17 protein-coding genes and 1 tRNA gene are annotated in these 18,925 nt (G+C 30.0%); 14 read left to right on the forward strand and 4 right to left on the reverse strand.

The annotated features are described in order from the left end of the window. Nucleotides 1-46 precede the first annotated feature (46 nt). Together J2127_RS01775 and J2127_RS01780 are read right to left on the reverse strand one after the other, a co-directional pair. Complete coding sequence (locus tag J2127_RS01775; protein WP_209731716.1) at nt 47-307, reverse strand: MJ0307 family thioredoxin; 261 nt, start codon at nt 305-307, stop codon at nt 47-49. A 355-nt stretch (nt 308-662) separates the two neighbouring features. Continuing rightward, entirely contained in the window at nt 663-1,346 is a 684-nt protein-coding gene (locus J2127_RS01780; RefSeq protein ID WP_209731717.1) for a DUF169 domain-containing protein, read from the reverse strand. A 475-nt stretch (nt 1,347-1,821) separates the two neighbouring features. Here J2127_RS01780 and J2127_RS01785 point away from each other — a divergent pair, with 475 nt between their 5' ends. From J2127_RS01785 to J2127_RS01825, 9 genes are all read left to right on the forward strand, one after another. Further along, nucleotides 1,822-2,691 (forward strand): radical SAM protein, encoded by an 870-nt coding sequence (locus J2127_RS01785; protein WP_209731718.1) that lies wholly within the window; start codon nt 1,822-1,824, stop codon nt 2,689-2,691. 264 nt (nt 2,692-2,955) lie between these two features. Continuing rightward, entirely contained in the window at nt 2,956-4,725 is a 1,770-nt protein-coding gene (locus tag J2127_RS01790; RefSeq protein WP_209731719.1) for a bifunctional hydroxymethylpyrimidine kinase/phosphomethylpyrimidine kinase, read from the forward strand. A gap of 330 nt (nt 4,726-5,055) precedes the next feature. After that, entirely contained in the window at nt 5,056-6,273 is a 1,218-nt protein-coding gene (locus J2127_RS01795) for a methionine adenosyltransferase (protein WP_209731720.1), read from the forward strand. Nucleotides 6,274-6,765: 492 nt separating this feature from the next. Next, nucleotides 6,766-7,326, forward strand: coding sequence for an Era-like GTP-binding protein (locus J2127_RS01800; RefSeq protein WP_209731721.1), 561 nt, complete (start codon nt 6,766-6,768; stop codon nt 7,324-7,326). Nucleotides 7,327-7,336: 10 nt separating this feature from the next. Beyond that, the gene (locus J2127_RS01805; protein ID WP_209731722.1) at nt 7,337-7,711 is read left to right on the forward strand and encodes a cell division protein SepF; all 375 of its coding nucleotides are present in this window, start codon (nt 7,337-7,339) and stop codon (nt 7,709-7,711) included. A 322-nt stretch (nt 7,712-8,033) separates the two neighbouring features. Further along, a complete protein-coding gene (locus J2127_RS01810; protein WP_209731723.1) occupies nt 8,034-8,576 on the forward strand; it encodes a CDP-2,3-bis-(O-geranylgeranyl)-sn-glycerol synthase in 543 nt (180 codons plus the stop codon). 6 nt (nt 8,577-8,582) lie between these two features. Then, nucleotides 8,583-9,065 carry a hypothetical protein gene (locus J2127_RS01815; RefSeq protein WP_209731724.1) on the forward strand — a complete coding sequence of 161 codons (483 nt, stop codon included), beginning with the start codon at nt 8,583-8,585 and terminating at the stop codon, nt 9,063-9,065. Between the two features lie 144 nt (nt 9,066-9,209). Then, a complete protein-coding gene (locus J2127_RS01820; RefSeq protein ID WP_209731725.1) occupies nt 9,210-10,268 on the forward strand; it encodes a homoserine dehydrogenase in 1,059 nt (352 codons plus the stop codon). Between the two features lie 61 nt (nt 10,269-10,329). Further along, nucleotides 10,330-10,419, forward strand: a tRNA-Sec gene (locus tag J2127_RS01825). A 77-nt stretch (nt 10,420-10,496) separates the two neighbouring features. On the opposite strand, the gene J2127_RS01830 is transcribed toward J2127_RS01825, so the two are convergent. Together J2127_RS01830 and J2127_RS01835 are read right to left on the reverse strand one after the other, a co-directional pair. Continuing rightward, nucleotides 10,497-11,306: an isopentenyl phosphate kinase gene (locus J2127_RS01830; protein ID WP_209731726.1), complete on the reverse strand. Its 810-nt coding sequence runs from the start codon at nt 11,304-11,306 to the stop codon at nt 10,497-10,499. Nucleotides 11,307-11,543: 237 nt separating this feature from the next. Next, on the reverse strand, nt 11,544-12,458 hold the full coding sequence (locus J2127_RS01835; protein WP_209731727.1) for a methanogenesis marker 8 protein: 915 nt from the start codon (nt 12,456-12,458) through the stop codon (nt 11,544-11,546). Between the two features lie 603 nt (nt 12,459-13,061). On the opposite strand from J2127_RS01835, the gene J2127_RS01840 reads away from it, so the two are divergent. The 5 genes from J2127_RS01840 to vhuA all read left to right on the forward strand — a co-directional run bounded on the left by J2127_RS01840 (nt 13,062) and on the right by vhuA (nt 18,922). Continuing rightward, entirely contained in the window at nt 13,062-13,538 is a 477-nt protein-coding gene (locus J2127_RS01840) for a VOC family protein (RefSeq protein ID WP_209731728.1), read from the forward strand. A 374-nt stretch (nt 13,539-13,912) separates the two neighbouring features. Further along, complete coding sequence (locus tag J2127_RS01845; protein WP_209731729.1) at nt 13,913-15,892, forward strand: CoB--CoM heterodisulfide reductase iron-sulfur subunit A family protein; 1,980 nt, start codon at nt 13,913-13,915, stop codon at nt 15,890-15,892. Between the two features lie 220 nt (nt 15,893-16,112). Beyond that, nucleotides 16,113-16,514, forward strand: a complete 402-nt coding sequence (vhuD, locus tag J2127_RS01850; protein WP_245326410.1) for a F420-non-reducing hydrogenase iron-sulfur subunit VhuD — start codon at nt 16,113-16,115, stop codon at nt 16,512-16,514. 106 nt (nt 16,515-16,620) lie between these two features. After that, nucleotides 16,621-17,484, forward strand: coding sequence for a F420-non-reducing hydrogenase subunit VhuG (gene vhuG, locus J2127_RS01855; RefSeq protein ID WP_209731731.1), 864 nt, complete (start codon nt 16,621-16,623; stop codon nt 17,482-17,484). Nucleotides 17,485-17,659: 175 nt separating this feature from the next. Further along, nucleotides 17,660-18,922, forward strand: coding sequence for a F420-non-reducing hydrogenase Vhu subunit A (vhuA, locus tag J2127_RS01860; protein ID WP_209731732.1), 1,263 nt, complete (start codon nt 17,660-17,662; stop codon nt 18,920-18,922). Nucleotides 18,923-18,925: the final 3 nt, after the last annotated feature.

An 18,925-nucleotide genomic window follows, 5' to 3' on the forward strand; every position in this document is an offset into this window, starting at 1 on the left:
TAATGCTAAAAAATAAAATATTAAAAATAAATAATAAATAAAATTATTATTCTTCACTATTAATTTTTTCAAGTAACTTCGCTTTAAAATCTTCTAAGGATGGTGCACCTACAAATACAACGTCACCATCAATTGCAATTGCTGGAACGGCCATTATACCCAATTCAATTGCTTTTTCAGGATGTTCCATTACATTAACATGTAGTACTTCGATATTATCCATTTCTTTAACTACTTGTTCAACTACTCTTTTAGCTGCAGGACAATGTGGGCAACTTGGGGATGAAAAAACTTCTACCTTTACCATGTGTTCACCTTAAAACTGATAATTTGATACATATTTTGATACATATGAACAGGTACACTTTTGTTCATTTAAATATATTGTATTCGCTATTTATCTTCTAGATTATCTTCTATAGGTTTTTATTCACATACACTATTTATTATGTAATTATGGGTTATATATAGTATATTATTTAAGTTTAGGAATATAAAAGTTTTTTATTAGAATTATGAATACATAATTTATCAGATAATAAACTAAAAAGCTAGAATGCTAAAAAAATATCATATTTGAATAAATACAGTGATAAAAAAAATTAAAATGAATATTAAAATGAATATTAATTTGGGATTTTAATTGATAATATTAATATTAATTAACCCCAAATTTCTTTAAAGTGCTCTAAAGCTTTTATGATATTTTCTAAATCCTTTGGAGGGAATGAAAATATCAATTCTTCTTGTTCGATTTTTCCGAATTTTCTTGAGCCATTGCAAGCTAATGTTGCATTTGCTTTTCCCCTAACTTTAACAGCTGCCACAGCATCTGCACATAATGATTGAATACCTGAAAAGTCTGCTTCAAATCTTCCACCATTTACGTAGTTTATTGCTTGTGTTAACCTTAAAGCTTGTTTTGGAGTACATAAAACGATTACTGCGTCAGGTTCAAAATCTACTTTATTTATTGGTGAGTAAACTGCTGCAAACATTGGTTCTGTTACCTTAGGAATTGCTTCAACAGTCTTTATTGCTGCTTCTTCTGTCTCAAAGTTTCCTAATTTATGGTATAAAACTCCTGTTTCAAGTGGTTTAGGAGGATTTTGTAAAATTCCCATAGCATATGCGCCACCTTTACACATTTGCTTTTCAACTGGTGCGTAGTATTTTTTACCTTCTTTTCTTGAAGTTTGAACTAATTCACAGTGTCTAGCTTCTTGTTCTACTTCTTCGTATCCTTCAGGGATTTCTTCTTTGCTTTTAACTAGCTTAACAGCTACTGCAGGGTATTTTAAGCTTAATAATTCTTGAAGCTTGTTGCCCATTTCTAAAATCTCCATATAATCACCACTTTAGTAGTTTGATTAATTTTTGAGTATTGTATATTTATATAATTAATATAGTATTTAAGATATTATATCGTAGTTAGGTATATAACTATTAGATATATAACATTTATGTATTATTAGATATATAACATTTTTGATTTAAATCTTACAAAATTTTTAAATATGTAATCAGTAATATATCCATTAAGATAAATGTTATAGGTAATTAAACAATTCAACACTTTTAATATTTTTAATATTTTTAAATTTTAGATACTTTTTTAAAGTGTTATAAATGTATTAATTGTAATTCAAAGATGGTTTTGACAATATGCACATATGTGGTATTAGATATCATTTTTATCGTATTTTAAGATTATGATTTAAATTTATTTATAGGATTCTAAAATTTAAAAATTTAAAAATTTAAAACTTTGAAAATAAAAATTTCAAAAAGAAGATAATAATCAACATTATAAGGGATATTATGAAAATAGTACTTAGAAATGACATTTGTGAAAAATTAGAAAATATAGTGAAAGATTTAAAGGTAACTAAGCATTGCGTAGGCTGTGAAGGTCTTGATTTGAATAATAAAGACCCCTATCACCATCCATCTATTGAAATAACTCAAAAGTGTAATCACAATTGTATTTTCTGCTATTCAAAATTAACGGAAGTAAAAGCCGGACTTTATGGGAATATAGAAGATAATAGGGCAGTTACAATAAGCCAGTATGGGGAACCGTTAACATACCCGGAAAAAGTTAAAAAAGCTGTAAAATATGTAAAGTCATATGGCAAAAGGTGTGACCTTCAAACTAATGGTTCGTTGTTAAATGAAAAGCTTATCGATGAATTAAAAGAGCTAGGTCTAGATATGGTTATGATTAGCTTAAGTTCAGATTCTAAAAATCCTGAAAAACATTTTAAATTGTCAAATAATGATAATTATAATACCATACTTGAAAATATTAAGTTATGCACAAAAAATTTCCATACAATAGTCAGAAGTATATATATTCCAAATTATAATGGGGAAGAACTTATAAATCTTGCAAAAGAAATGGAAAAAATCGGTGTTCATGAAATTATGGTACATCAACTTATAGTTCATGATTCTAACGCTTCAGAAATTAAAGAAATAACAAATATTGATGATATAGGATATGTTAAAGATTTATTACTACTTGTAGATAAGATGAAAAAAGAAGCACCATCTGTTAATATTACCATTAAAGGATGTTTATTAGTTTATTTAAAAGATATGGATGGTTTTGTGCTAAACAATGTAAAAACAGACTGTATTTCTGAAGTACCGTCCATAAAAAGAGAATATGTTGAATTAAATTTATAAATTACTTTATTTTTTATAATATATGTTACTTTATTTTTTATTATTTTTTACTTTTTTATCCATTATTGTTTATTTTTAACTCATTTATAATATATTTCGGTATTCAAGTAATTACGCCCACAGAATAAAAACATAATTAAAAATAATTTTATATTAGTATATTCATAATATTATAAAAAAATGTATAAAGAATTAAACACAAATAATTTATTTAAGTCGATATTTTAAGTATTTTACTACGTTATCAATGTTTGAGGTGCCCATATGAAAAATGTGCTTGCAATAGGTGGCTACGACCCCACCGGTGGTGCAGGAGTAATTGCTGATGCTAAAACAATTAAAGAAACTGGCAATAATCCATTAACCATTATAACGTCACTTGTACCTCAAAACAACCAGAAAGTATATTCTAAAGAAGATGTGTCAAAACAAATACTTGAAGAACAATTTGAAGCCATATTTGAAGATTTTAATATAAAATGCGTAAAAACGGGAGTATTGTCCAAAAATGCAATTGAATTAATATTAAAATATCATAAAGACTATGATTTTAAAATAATATGTGACCCAGTTATAAAATCCACTACGGGTAGACTATTAACAGATAAAGAAACACTGGACTTATATGTGGACTTATTCAATAAATGTTATTTGATAACACCGAATAACGAGGAATTCAAATTCATAAAACACTATATGTATACCAAATTAAAAAAAGAAAAGTACTACGATGAAAATTTAAAAGAACTAAGTGTATTAGTTACAGGGATTAATGATACACTACAAAAGTACTCAGGGACTAAAATAGCAATATTCAACGGTAGAAAAATAAATAAAGAAGTCCATGGAACCGGTTGCGTATTTTCTTCAGCAATTGCTGGTTTCTCCACTAGAATGCCATTGATTAGTGCAATAAAGAATGCAAAAAAGTTGGTACTTGGTTCGGTTATCTATGCAAAAAAAACTAGATATGGTTACAATACAAATCCTTTATTTATTAACGAAAAAACCATCTATAAAAATCTTGAATATTCGTTATTTTTGTTAAAAAACATCAAATATACTTTAATTCCCGATGTTGGTTCAAATATTGGTGAATGTACAATATTACCGAAAAACCGCTACGATGTATGTGCCCTTTCAGGTAGAATAATAAAAGATAAAGATACTGGCGGATATCACAAAGCAGGCGAGTTTAAATTTGGGGCATCTAAAATATTAAGTGATGTTATAATAACAGCCAATAAATACGACCCCAAAATAAGAGCTACAATGGGCGTTAGATTTAACGAAAAACTTATGGAAAAGCTTAAAGAAGACGGCGTATTCTGCATTAGCCATTTTAAAACAGATGGGTTTGAAAACATACGTAAAGTAGGTATTGGGATAGATAACGCATTTAAAAATTATCTAATTGAAAAATATATTGGATTCCAAGAAAAAAATTATATGTTAGATTTAAGTATGGATACATTAAATATGGATACTAAAACCGATACAGAAATTAGCGAAATGGAAAATGAGAATAATAAATTTAAAAAAGATTTAGAAAATAATGAAAATAGTAAAGATGGTAAAGATATTGAAAGTATTGAAGATAATTCAACTGAAACAGATCCATTAAATGGATTAAATGAGTCCACTAATTTAAAAGAAATAGAAGATGAAAAAGTAGATAATTTAAAAAAATTAAAAGAAGATTTAGATGGTATTCGTGATATATTATCTACTAATTTATTGAATAAAGCACCATTTTCTAAAAATTTGAAAAAAAATGAACTATTAGATGATTTGAAAGAAGAATGTAATAAAATAAACCCTAAAGACCGTGAAAATTGTAGTGACTGTAAATACTGTAAAAATGAAATACTGTATGACTTTATAGGATTCAAAGAAAATTTCGACTGTACGTTAGATATAATATATAACAAAGGCGGACATCAAATAGAACCTATGATATGGATATTAGGGCAAAACTCCATAGAAATAGTTAAAAAATTGAGAATACTTGAAAAAACCTATCGAAAATTATAATTAAAATTAAAATATTTTTCTATTTTATTATATTGTACCATAGTTTATTATTTTGAGATATAAAATATTTTTTAAAGGTGATTACTATATATACTTTTAAGTATAGTATGTATTGAATATTTTAACATTTCAAAAAAATAACAAATATTATATATAAAAATAAGTTATAATATTAAAAGTTTAAAAACAGTATTATTTAATAGTCTATAATTTTTTTAAATTAGAAATAGATTATTTTTATAACAAAATCATTTAATGCAGGATTAGACTTAAAACCGAAGCCCTGTAATCTAACAATCTACATCACTCCATACCAAAAATGGTGATAAAATGTCAAATATAGTTGTTAAAAAATTAGAAAGAGCTCCAATAAACGAAACCCCTATTGAAATTGTAGAAAGAAAAGGTATTGGCCACCCGGACAGTATTTGCGACGGTGTTGCAGAAAGCGTTAGCGTTGCGTTATGTAAAATGTACAAAGAACATTTAGGTGTAGTTTTACACCACAACACTGACCAAGTTGAATTGGTTGGTGGTTACGCATACCCTCAACTTGGTGGCGGGGAAATGATAACCCCTATCTATGTATTATTATCTGGTAGAGCTACAATGGAAGTATTAAATAAAGAAACTGGAGAAATTATAAAATTACCAGTTAACTCTACTGCAGTAAACGCTGCAAGAGAATACTTAAAGAAAACCATCAGAAATGCGGATTTAGAAAGAGATATAATTGTAGACTGCAGAATAGGACAAGGTTCAGTTGATTTAGTAGAAGTATTCGATAGAGAAAGAAACGCAATACCACACGCTAACGATACATCATTTGGTGTTGGACACGCTCCATTAAGTATTACTGAAAAATTAGTACTTGAAACAGAACGATTATTAAATTCAGATGCTATGAAAGCAGAAGTTCCTGCAATTGGTGAAGATATTAAAGTTATGGGATTAAGAGAAGAGAAGAAAGTAACTTTAACTATTGCTATGGGTGCTGTGGACAAATACATCAATTCTTGCGACGACTACATCAAAGTTAAAGAAATTGCAAAGAAAAAAGTTGAAGAAAACGCTAAAAAGTACGCTGGAGACTTCGAAGTTGAAGTATACATAAACACAGCTGACGATGATAAAGACTGTATTTTCTTAACTGTTACCGGTACATCTGCAGAAATGGGTGACGATGGTTCAGTAGGTAGAGGAAACAGAGCAAACGGATTAATTACCCCATTCAGACCTATGAGTATGGAAGCTACAAGCGGTAAAAACCCAATAAACCACATTGGTAAGATATACAACATATTGGCAAATACTGTTGCAGAAGATGTTGCTAAAATTGAAGGCGTTCAAGAATGTCAAATCAGAATCTTAAGCCAAATTGGTAAACCAATTAACGAACCAAAAATGTTAAGCATTGAAATCATACCTGCGGAAGGCTTTACAGTTGAAGGTTTAAATGGTGAAATTGAAAAAGTAGCTCAAAAATGGCTCGATAATGTACAAACAGTTACTGAAAGAATTATTGATGGAAAAGTAACTACATTCTAAATTAAATTCGAATAACATATCAATTTCCATTTTCTTTATTGATTTTTTAATGAGTTAATCAAAATTATTTTTTTAATCCTATTTGTATAAAATATATAAAATTATATAAAATTATATAAAATTATATGAAATTATATGGAATATACAAAAATAGTGAAAATCATATCATAAATTATTAATATTAATTATATAGTATTATTTATCAATTCTATTTACATATTTAAAATATTTATAATGTTAAAACTTTATATCCGTATATTTAACCAACTAATTAATTAAATGGATATCTTAGTATATATTATAGGCAAATATTGGGCATATATTAACATAACCTATAAATTATATTAAAAAAGCATTTTTAAGTACATATCAAATAGTATAAATTATAGTATATTGTATAATTATATAATTATGTAATATCGTAAATTATATAACTCTATAACTATCATAATTTAACTATATAGATATAATATATCAAAATAGTGAAAAAAGATGAATAATAATATTAAAAAGTATAAAATAGCAATGATGGGGCCTGAAAATTCGGGAAAATCATCTATTGTTAATAAAATATTTGGAAAAAGTATTTCAGAAGTTTCAGAAGTGGGCGGTACCACAAAAAAACCAGTTCGAAAATATTGGGGAAAGCTAAAAATAGGTAGATTAAAGCAAAATCCAGAATTTGCAGATATAACCTTTGCTGATTTGGGGGGTTTATACTCTGGTGAAGACAAATCTGTTGTAATGGTTGGCAATGTTTTAGAAAAAACTTTTGAAGAGATAGATAGCTCAGATATGATAATTCACGTTATCGATGCAAAAGACGGTCTTTTCAAAAGTTTTGAAAAATTACATCACCTTTTAAAATACAGGTATCAAAAACCCATAATTGTTATTGTAAATAAATGTGATTTATTATCCTCTTCTGAAAGAAATTCCTTAACCATCGCCATTGAAGAAAGGCTAAATAATAAAGTATACTTCACTTCTGCAATGTCTTATGAAGGTATTAACGAATTAATTAATGTAATAATAACAATACTGAAGAGATAGGTGTCCTAAAATGTTTAAAAAAATAAAAAAAATGATATCATCAACAGAAACCTTGAAACCAAGTAGTCCTGTACCTATAGAAGAATACATTGAATTACCTGTTAAAACCTACGAAGGAAATGAATTAGTAAAAATAAAAGTTTGCGAACTTGAAGATTTCAAAGATTCTACTGAAATTTCAGTATTGGTTGAAGCCGGTTACTTAGTTATTGCAAACACTATCGACCTTGAAAGAGATATAGATGATGACTATGCTAAAGTCCTTACAGATTTAAAAAATAAATTAAGGAATACGGGTAAAATCGTAAGACTTTGTGAAACCAAAATTATGGCAGTTCCATCTAACACCGTAATTGAAAAAATAGTCAAAGAGAAAAAAGATTAATTAAAAAAATAAGAAAATAAGAAAATAAGAAATATACCATAATATAGAATCATATAAATAAAAAAAGTATAAAAATTATACTATAATACTATCTATATTATTTTTACAAATTAAGGTATTTTTCATTATTAGATACTAAATTTTTCCTATTTTATTGTTTTAAATCAATAATTATTTGAGTGCTTAAAAACACGTTTTTTTACGATATTTATAATATTTACAAAAATATACACTATTTTTAGCTGACGTTATTTGATAGATATTCGGTAAATTTAAATAGTGATATACAATAATAAACATAGGTTTACACTAGAGGGATTTTATGGATTATTACGTATTTTTACTATTGAGCTCAGTATGGTATATAATACCTGCATATATTGCAAATGCTATGGCTTGTGTTTTTGGAGGGGGAACTCCGTTAGATGGAGGCAAAAACTTTGTTGATGGTCGTAGATTAATAGGAAATGGGGTAACAATTAAGGGAACAATTTCTGGAATAACTTGTGGAGTTATTGGCTCAATACTCCAATATTTTGTTGGCAATTACTTTAATTTCGATTGGATGATGTTTTTAAATGCTGGATTAACACAATATGTCATATTAGGGTTACTTTTATCATCTGGTGCCTTATTTGGAGACATGTTTGGAAGTTTTGTGAAAAGAAGGTTTAATATTTCACAGGGCGGTTCTGCACCCTTATGGGACCAATTAACATTTATAGTATTTGCCCTAATATTTGGTTACTTTTACATACCTGTTTCAGTGAACATGGCTATATTATTAATACTACTCTCGCCAATTGTTCATTTGGTATCAAATATAATTGCGTATAAATTAGGAATTAAAAAAGTATGGTGGTAATAAAATATGATATTTCTTGATTTAGAATTAAAAGATACGCCTGGTGAATTATTAAAAGCTCTTGAACCCATATCTTCTGCAAAAGGGAATATTATAAGCGTTATACATATGCGAGAAGAAAGAACCGAAGACGGTAGGTTACCGGTAAAAGTTGTTATCGATAAAATTGATGATGAAGAATTATCCTCCATAATTGATAAACTAGAAAGTATAGACGTAATTGTTGCTAAAATAAATGAAAAAAGAAGAAAATTAGATTTAGACGTTGTAATTATCGGTCATGTCGTAGATACTGATGTAAGAGATACTATAGATAGAATAAACGAGATAGGCCTAGTACTCGATTTAGATTTGTCTATGCCATCCCCTAACGTAGAATCATCTGCTAAAATGAGAATAGTGGTTGATGTGGAAAAAATAGATGAATTATACGAAGAATTCGATATAATTTCAAAAGAAAAAGATTTGTTATTTGTAAAATCTTGTTAAATGTAATATAAAGTATTCCAATACGGTATAACTATTGTAATTTAAAAATAAAATATAATAAATAAAATAGAATTATAAAAATAAATTCAATCTAAAAAACTTAAAATGCTATAATTATTCGATATTTACTACTAGAGGTAAATTATGTGTGAAAAGAGTCTTAATAAAAGTAATGACTTTAAGGAACTTAAAGTAATTTTAGTTGGCTTGGGAGTTATTGGAAAAGGCGTTTTAAAAGTTATAGACGCTAAAAACATTGATTTATTTAAAAAGTATGGATTTAAAATAAGTGTTGTTGCTGCATGTGACAGTAGCGGTGCTACCGTAAACGAAAATGGAATTAACCCCCTTTCAATAATAAAAACTAAGGAAGAAACCGGAAAAATAGTTAATCACGAATTTGGGGTTCAAAAAGGCATACTTGAAGTTATTGAATCTGTTAACGCTGATGTAGTTATAGAAGTAACCCCTACAAACATAGAAACAGGCGAACCTGCAAAATCATACACTTTAAAAGCTTTTGAATCTAAAAAACACGTTGTTTCTGCAAACAAAGGAGCTTTGGCAGTAGCATATTCAGAATTAATGAATAGTGCAGAGAAAAACGACGTAATGTTTAGATACGAAGCATCAGTAGGCGGAGCTATGCCAGTAATAAATTTAGCTAGAGAAAGCCTTGCAGGTAACAATATTAAGAACATTAAAGGAATTTTAAATGGTACAACCAACTACATATTAACTAAAATGGAAAAAGAAGGATTAGACTTTAATACTATTTTAAAAGAAGCTCAAGAGTTGGGAATAGCAGAAACAAACCCTCATCAAGATGTTAGTGGGTTAGATACTGCTGCAAAAATGGTAATTCTTGCAAATACTCTTTTAGGTAAAGATTGTACAATCAAAGATGTAAAACTTGAAGGAATAACAAGAATTACGCCAGAAGCACTTAAAATGGCAAATAAAAGTGGTACTACAATAAAATTAATCGGAGAAGTTTCAAATAAAAAATTAGAAGTTTGTCCTAAATTGATACCTATAGACCACCCTATGAACGTTAAAGGCTCTTTAAACGTTGCTATGTTTGATACAGATTTAGCAAAAGACGTTGTAGTAGTAGGAAGAGGAGCTGGAGACATTGAAACTTCTTCTGCAATACTAAGTGACTTAATATTTATAGGCAATTCAAAAAAGTGTAATGACTAATTAATAATTTTTTTTAATAACCTTTTTATAGTACTTACAAACAATATAAAAAAGTAGTCGTGGCACGGGGTGCTGGACTTGGTAGTTCAGGGCGGACTTCAGATCCGTCGAGTTCCATGGGAATTCGGGGTTCGATTCCCCCCCTATGCCGTTTTTTTAACAAAATTTTAAAAATAATATTATTTTTTAAGAGATATTGTATTATCTAATGTATTATATTTTAACATATTATTTTTCAATTATAGTTCCATTTACCTTATTATTCAATGCTTTATAGATATTATCTTTTTTATTCCCGTTAAAAATGATAGAGGTTACCCCCGAGTTAAAACACTCCATAACTTTCAAATACATTCCACCAGTAACATCTTCTTTTGATGAAGAAGATAGTGATTTTTTTACATCTTCAATATTTTGACTGGATATGGTATCTATGATATTTTTATTATTATCCCAAACACCTTCGACGTCTGAAGCGTGTAGGCTTAAATCTGGCTTAAGTTCTTTAGACAAGTAAGGTAGTGCATGGTCACCTGAAAAAATCTTGTACTCATTTAATTCATCTAGTACTATATCCCCGTGTATTACTGGCACAAGATTCTTATCGAGCATTTTTTTGAGAGCAGTTAAATCAAAATGTAAGCCTTCCTTGGTAAACATTGTAAAAGAAGAAGGTTGAACAGAAACCGCAGGTATACCATAATCGTGTAATTCGGATATAACAATATCGTTAAATTTACGCATTGCTTTCTGTATTTCCCAATAACCTGATTCCATATCTACAAATTTAGAATTTCCATCTTCGTCTTTTATAATATGTTTTTTTGCCACAGGGTGTCCAAATGAACCTCCTCCGTGTATTATTATTAATTTTGGCTTTTCTTGATTGTTAGAGGAACTCCCGGGGTTTTTTATCAATTTTTCATCAAAAAATTGTCTTATTTCCTTGCAAATTCTTGATAAATTATCCCATTTTACAGAATAAGGGATATTTTTATCACATAATATACTACCGCCAAGTTTTAACACGATTAACATTTTTTTCACCAATTTAATAATATTCCATATAAAAACATAATAATTATTAACCTATATAAAATATATTTAACTAAAAAATTAAAAACTAAGATATTAAAATTATTTTAAAACTAATATTAAATTATATTAGATTATATTAGATTATATTAGATTATATTAGATTATATTAGATTATATTAGATTATATTAGATTATATTATTATACAAATAAGTAATTTAACTTATAGAGTTACTTCCTTATTGCGGCATTTCTTGAATATCTGGCAAATTATCCTCAGTACAAATGTAAATCTTTTTATCTAATTCTTTAAAACGTTCCAATAACAAATCTTTACCAAAATTAGATAAAGCATATATTGGTACACCTTTTCCTGCCTGTACTTTTAAAACTCCTTTTAATTCTTCATCTGTTTTCAATAAATTATAAAGACTCTTAGATGCACAATTTGTGATTAAATCGTATTCAGGGATTTCTGATTTATATTTATTAAAATCTACCCCTGTAGTATGCACTCCAAAAATACAGATTTTTATACTATCTTCATTATTTTGTGAATTTTTTAAATTATATTCGTTCTCAATTTGCCTTATTTCTTTCAACTGCTCGGGGTATGCTACTGAAACACCAATATTTTTAAAACCAAGCTCAATTGCTTTTAAAACTCCTTTTACTTGATTAATTTCTGCAGTTTCTTCATTTAATATTGCGCCATTTGGATTTGCATTATTTATTCTTTGAATTACTTCTTTTACAGGTGTGGTTTTAACAATTCCTGATATTCTACCGCATAATCCCTGTACCAAATAAGGATTTGCTGTTATAACAGTCCCTGCACAGTCACTAACGATAACAACTGCATCCAACATTTTTTTGTTTAAAGCAGTCATAAAAATTTCAGAAGTTCCGAAACTAACAATTTGCTCCTTTTCTTCAACCACTCGGTCTTTTGTGAATAATCCGAAGCTTTGTATCCTAAACTCAATATTCTTCCGTATAGTATCTTCATTTAACTCTTTAATATTTCTATGTTTTAAAAATAAAGGGCAGGTCTTTATTATTGGTTTATCCACAGCTACAACCTTTCCATTAACTACGGTAACTTTTGCATTACCCAGTGCTTCCATGATGTGAATATCTTCATTATTTTTCATAATTTTCCTCAAAATAACAATTAATTGCAAGTAATTACAAATATAATAATATATGTTAAAAACATTGATTAACCATATAATTAAAAACTTTTAGATGTAAATTAGACGTAATTGGACATAATTAGATATAAATTAGATATAACTCTAATAGATCATATATACATATTTTTAATATAATTATCTATTTAAAATAACAATAAGCACATTTAAAATCGTATTACCATACACTTAATAGCATATGATTAATTAACTAATATAAATCAAATAATTCTCAAAAAAACAGCTTTATTAATATGAGGGGTGGGAATGGGATAGGAGATAAAAATATCTCCCACACGGTGTTATCAGTAGTGATGTGGGGGTATGAGGGGGTTAAAAATATCACTACTATCCCACACCGTGCATAACATTAGTATAATGTACTTGTATATATAATTTACTATGAATCAAAAATGTATGTGTATATCTTATGTTACGTTACGTTATACGCCACATAATATAAAATACTCAATTTAATTAAGAAATATACTATTTATATAATTAATAATAAATTAATAATAAATTAGTAAAAATTAATAAATAATAAGACTTTAGGGTGGGATTGTGAAGTATATAACAACTTTATTGGCAGTTAAAGATATCAACATTTCCAAGAAATTCTATGAAAAACTTTTTAATCAACATGTCATCTATGATTTGGGTAAAAATGTAACATTTGATGGAGGATTTGCACTACAAGAAGATTTTCCATGGCTCATAGATATTCCTGCTAATTCATTGATTAAAAAATCAAATAATATGGAATTATATTTTGAAGTAGATGATTTTGACGAATTTTTAAAAAAACTAGAAGAATATGAAAAATATGAGAAAATAGTGTATGTAAATAAACCTAAAAAACATGAATGGAAACAAAGAGTTGTTCGTATTTATGACCCTGATTTTCATATCATAGAAATAGGAGAATCAATGGAGGTTATTGCAAAACGCTATCTTAATGAAGGATATTCTATCGAAAAAACTGCAGAAATTATCCAACATCCAATTGAATTTGTAAAAATGGTTAACGAAAAACAATAATATAAAAAGTGATAATGATTAAAATATTAAACATTTCGATAACAAATATGCGTTTAGATAATCAATTTACTATTAAATTTTTTTCAAACTATATTATCAAATTTAAAGAATAATTTATATATATTTGGTTAAAAATATATGTATCTGTAAATAATTAATATCTCAATAAAATAAATGACGCTATTTTTAAAATTTTAACATATTGAACGTGGATTACTATAAAACATACTTCCAAAAAACTATTTTAATTTATAATAACTAATAGCACCCATTAAGAAAATCAAGAATATATCCTTATATAATAATGTGAGTGTATTATAAATGTATACATATTTGCACATACATTATTATTTGTTTAATGTGGAGGTGAATCCATGAGTGACCCCAAAGTGGGGGTTTTCGTTTGTTACTGTGGTTCTAACATCAACGGTGCAGTGGATTGTGAAGCAGTTAAAGATTTCGCTTCCAAACTCGATGGAGTAGTAGTTGCTGATACATACCCATTTATGTGTGCTGACCCTGGACAAAATCTTATTAAAGATGCAATTAAAGAAAAAGGGTTAGACAGAATTGTGGTAGCAGCATGTACTCCTAAGATCCACGAACCTACGTTTAGGGCTTGTTTATCAGAAGCAGGCATATCCCCATATTATTTAGAGTTTGTGAACATCAGAGAGCATGACGCTTTTGTTCATATGAATGACGTAAAAGCTGCAACAGATAAAGCTAAAGAGTTAATTGCAGCAGGTATTGCTAGAGCTAAAAAACTTGAGGACGTACCTCAAAAAATTGTGGATGTAGATAAGAGCTGTATGGTTATAGGTGCAGGTATTGCAGGTATCCAATCTGCATTAGACCTTGCCGACCAAGGCTTTAAAGTATATCTCGTAGATAAAGACGAGTCAATCGGCGGAAGAATGGCACAATTAGCTAAAACTTTCCCAACCGATGACTGTGCGATGTGAATTCTCGCACCGAAAATGGTTTCGGTGGCTAACCACCCGAACGTGGAATTATTAACTTACACAGAAGTTAAAGATATTGATGGATACATTGGTAACTTCAATGTAAAACTTGAGAAAAAAGCAAGATACATTGATGAAATTACCTGTACCGGTTGCGGTGCTTGTGCTGCAGTATGTCCTATAGAGATACCTAACGAATTTGATTTAGGTTTAGGTACCAGAAAAGCGATATACGTTCCATTCCCACAAGCTGTACCTTTAGTATATACTATTGATATGGAACACTGTATTAACTGTGAACTTTGTTCAAAAGTATGTGCTGCAAAAGCTGTAAGATACGACCAAAAACCTGAAGAAGTAGAAATTAAGGTTGGTACAATTATCACAGCTACAGGGTACGATGAATTTGATGCTACACAAAAAGAAGAATATGGTTACGGAGTTTATGACAACGTTATCACAACCTTAGAAATTGAAAGGATGATTAACCCTGCTGGACCTACCGGTGGTCATGAAATCAGACCAAGTGACGGTAAACACCCTCACAGAACCGTATTTGTACAATGTGTTGGTTCAAGAGACGAAAAAGTCGGCAACCCATACTGTTCAAGAGTATGCTGTATGTTCGCACTTAAAAACGCTCAGTTAATGAAAATGCACGACCCTAATGCAGAAGTATACATTTGCTACATGGATATAAGGGCATTTGGTAAAGGATACGAAGAATACTATAAAAGAGCACAAGAACAGTTCGGTGTTAGATTCGTTAGAGGAAGACCTGCAGCTGTTATTGAAGACCCTGAAACTAAAAACTTAACCGTTAGAGTTGAAGATACATTATTAGGCGAAATCTTAGAGATTGATGCTGACTTAGTTGTATTATCAGCTGGTTTAGTGGGTAAAAAAGAAACAAAAGACCTAGCTAAAATGATGGGCGTTGATGTAGGGCCAGAAGGATTCTTTAAGGAGTCACACCCTAAATTAGCTCCAGTTAACACAAAAGTTGACGGTATCGCAATTGCAGGAGTTGCACAAGGACCTAAGGATATTCCAGACACAGTAGCACAAGCAAAAGGTGCTGCAAGTGCTGTGGCTATTCCAATGTCACAAGGTAGCTTCAAAATTGAAATGATTAGAGCAACTGTTGACGAAGATGTATGTGGTGGATGTAAAGTATGTGCAATAATGTGCCCATATAATGCGATTACATACGAGGAAAAAGAAGGTCATTTGGTAGCTATAACAGACGACGTTGCATGTAAAGGTTGTGGAGCATGTGCAGGTGCATGTCCAAGTGGTGCTATGCAGTTAAGATACTACAGAGACTCACAAATCTTAGATTCAATTGACGGAATGTTAGATGCAGCTAATATGATTAATAACGAATAATTAATTAAATTTATTAAAAAATATCTTTAATTAATATCTTATTTAATATATCATATATTTTAAGCAATATTTGGATATATTAATAAAAATGTATGTAATTTCAAAAATAAAGTAATATTATTCAAATAATATAGAAATACGAAATTTTATAGATGTATTGAAAAATATTACAGAATAAATTAATCAATTCTATAAAAATAAAATATAGGAAGGGATAACAATGGCCGAACCTATAATTATGGCATTCATTTGCTATCAATGAGGTTATGGTGCTGCTGACTTAGCAGGTACTAGTAGAATGCAATACCCAGCAAGCGTTAGACCTATAAGAGTCCCTTGTACAGGTAAGTTTGATATTACCTACGCATTAAGGGCATTCCAAAAAGGTGCTGATGCAGTATTTGTTGCAGGTTGAAAACCTAATGAGTGTGCATTCGAAACAGGTAACTTCAGAGCGGAAGAAAGGGTTAAAATGACCAAGCAAATTCTCGATGAAATGGGAATAGGTGGAGATAGAATCGAAATGTTCTTCATGAGTGGAGCAGACGCAGGAAAATTCACCGAAGCTGTTAAAGAAATGACTGACAGAGCTAAAAAGTTAGGTCCAAACCCATTAAAATAAGTAAAGAAGTAAGAAAAAAGAGGATGAGTTTTGCAGGAAACCTCTGGACTTGTAAAACGACTGCCCCGTGTTGGGGAATATACCTTTAAGAATATAAGGTGATTACATGGCAGATAAAGTTAGGCTCGGATTAATACAACTATGTGGATGTTCAGGATGCCATATATCACTACTTGATTTACACGAACAATTATTAGATGTTCTTCCTAATTTGGAAATCGTTTATGCTCCAATCATCGCCGATGCAAAAGAAATACCAGAATGTGATGTATTTCTTATAGAAGGTGGTGCAAGAAATGAGCACGATGAACATTTAATTCATGAAATCAGAGAAAAATCAAAAGTAGTGATTGCTTGGGGAACCTGTGCAGTATATGGTGGAATTCCAGGACTTGGAAACCTATACGACACTGAACAGTTGAAAAAAACTGCTTATGAAACTGAATCAACAGATAATATTGGAGAATTACCTTCAGATGAAATAGTTCCTCCATTAACAAATTCTGTTATGCCGGTTCCAAGTATAGTGGATGTAGAATACGTAATTCCAGGATGTCCTCCAAGACCGGAAATTAATGCTGGTGCAATTGTAGCATTACTAGAAGGTAGAGACCCAGAATTACCTAAAAAGATTGTTTGCGACGAATGTCCAAGAACAAAAGAAAATGTTATACCAGAAACATTTAAAAGAACTTTTGAAGGAACACCAGATCCTGAAAAATGTTTATTTGAACAAGGTTACACTTGCGTAGGAATGGGTACAAGAGCAGGATGCGGTGCACTCTGCCCAAGTGCGGGAGTTCCATGTAGGGGATGCTATGGTAAAACTGATGAAGTACTTGACCAGGGTTCATCTTTGGCAAATACATTTGCTGCCGCAGGAGATGAAGCTTTAAAAATTTCCGACAAATCAGCATTATTCAACAGATTTACATTGCCAGCAGCTTTGATTTCAAAAAAACAGGAATAATTAATTAAATCTAATTTTGATTTTATTATATTATTCTACTATTGAAATTATTAATTTACATATTTTATTACAATATTAACTTGTAAAAATTAGTATTTAGTAATTTCATGTGACTATTAATAAGGATTTAGAATTATTTAGACTAATTTAGACTTAAAATAAGGACGGTGACTCTATGGGTAAAATTACAATAGCACCACTAACCCGTCTTGAAGGGCATGGTAAAGTTACCATCAAGTTGGATGATTCAGGTAAACCAGCTGATGTAAAATTACATATTACCGCTCTCAGGGGTTTTGAACAATTTGTAATTGGAAGACCTGCTGAAGAGGTACCAAGAATAGTCCCAAGAATATGTGGTATTTGTCAAACAGCTCACCACTTAGCTAGTGTTAAAGCTGTTGATGCTGCATGGGGCGCACAAATTCCAAGCGCTGCAGAGAAACAGAGAGAATTAATGCATTTGGGAAATATGATTCACAGTCACGCATTACACTTCTACTATCTTGCGGCTCCAGATTTTGTCCTTGGACCAGACGCAGACCCTGCAATTAGAAACGTTATTGGAGTAATTGATGCGGCTCCAGAAGTAGCTAAAAAAGCTATCGCAATGAGAAGAGTAGGTCAATCAATGGTTGAAGCTACTGGTGGTAAACCTATACACCCAGTAACTGGTATTCCAGGCGGTTTATCAAAATCAATGAGTGAAGAAAAAAGAGACGAACTTTTGGCTGTAATTGATACAATGATTCAATATGGTCAGGATGGACTCGATTTAATGAAATCACTTAATGAAAAATACTTGGATACAATAAACTCATTGGGTGTAATTGATACCTGGTATTTGGGTTTAGTTAAAGATGGTAAACATAACTTCTACGGAGACACTTTAAGATTTGTTTCACCAGACGGTTCCGAAAAAATGGAATTCAAACCTGCTGAATACTTAGACTATCTTGGAGAACATGTTGTAGAACACAGTTATGTAAAATACCCTTACAACAAAAAAGTTGGTTACCCTGAAGGATTATATAGAGTTGGTCCTTTAGCTATGATAAATGTTTGTGATTCAATGTCTACACCCCTTGCAGAAGAGGCTAGAAAAGAATTTGCTGAAACATTTGGAAGACCGGCAAATCAATCAATAGCATACAACCAAGCAAGATTAATCGAATTACTTTCAGCTTGCGAAAGAGCAAAAGAACTTCTCGAAGACCCAGAGATTGTTTCAACAGATGTTAAGGCAGAAGTTGAACCAAAAGCTGGAAATGGCGTTGGTGTTGTATACGCTCCAAGAGGTACCTTATTCCACAACTACGAAACCGATGATAACGGTATCGTAACTAAAGCGAATATGATTGTTGCTACTACGCACAATGTACCTACAATGGAAAAAGCTATCCAACAAGCCGCAGAAGTGCTTTTCAAAGACAATTAAGCC

Source organism: Methanococcus voltae (assembly GCF_017875395.1).
In the GTDB taxonomy this organism is placed as follows: domain Archaea; phylum AGJL01; class Methanococci; order Methanococcales; family Methanococcaceae; genus Methanococcus; species Methanococcus voltae_C.

Coding starts and splice junctions, on each gene's coding strand:
- J2127_RS01775 (WP_209731716.1), bottom strand. CDS start 307: ATGGTAAAGGTAGAAGTTTTTTCATCCCCAAGTTGCCCACATTGTCCT.
- J2127_RS01780 (WP_209731717.1), bottom strand. CDS start 1,346: ATGGAGATTTTAGAAATGGGCAACAAGCTTCAAGAATTATTAAGCTTA.
- J2127_RS01785 (WP_209731718.1), top strand. CDS start 1,822: ATGAAAATAGTACTTAGAAATGACATTTGTGAAAAATTAGAAAATATA.
- J2127_RS01790 (WP_209731719.1), top strand. CDS start 2,956: ATGAAAAATGTGCTTGCAATAGGTGGCTACGACCCCACCGGTGGTGCA.
- J2127_RS01795 (WP_209731720.1), top strand. CDS start 5,056: ATGTCAAATATAGTTGTTAAAAAATTAGAAAGAGCTCCAATAAACGAA.
- J2127_RS01800 (WP_209731721.1), top strand. CDS start 6,766: ATGAATAATAATATTAAAAAGTATAAAATAGCAATGATGGGGCCTGAA.
- J2127_RS01805 (WP_209731722.1), top strand. CDS start 7,337: ATGTTTAAAAAAATAAAAAAAATGATATCATCAACAGAAACCTTGAAA.
- J2127_RS01810 (WP_209731723.1), top strand. CDS start 8,034: ATGGATTATTACGTATTTTTACTATTGAGCTCAGTATGGTATATAATA.
- J2127_RS01815 (WP_209731724.1), top strand. CDS start 8,583: ATGATATTTCTTGATTTAGAATTAAAAGATACGCCTGGTGAATTATTA.
- J2127_RS01820 (WP_209731725.1), top strand. CDS start 9,210: ATGTGTGAAAAGAGTCTTAATAAAAGTAATGACTTTAAGGAACTTAAA.
- J2127_RS01830 (WP_209731726.1), bottom strand. CDS start 11,306: ATGTTAATCGTGTTAAAACTTGGCGGTAGTATATTATGTGATAAAAAT.
- J2127_RS01835 (WP_209731727.1), bottom strand. CDS start 12,458: ATGAAAAATAATGAAGATATTCACATCATGGAAGCACTGGGTAATGCA.
- vhuG (WP_209731731.1), top strand. CDS start 16,621: ATGGCAGATAAAGTTAGGCTCGGATTAATACAACTATGTGGATGTTCA.
- vhuA (WP_209731732.1), top strand. CDS start 17,660: ATGGGTAAAATTACAATAGCACCACTAACCCGTCTTGAAGGGCATGGT.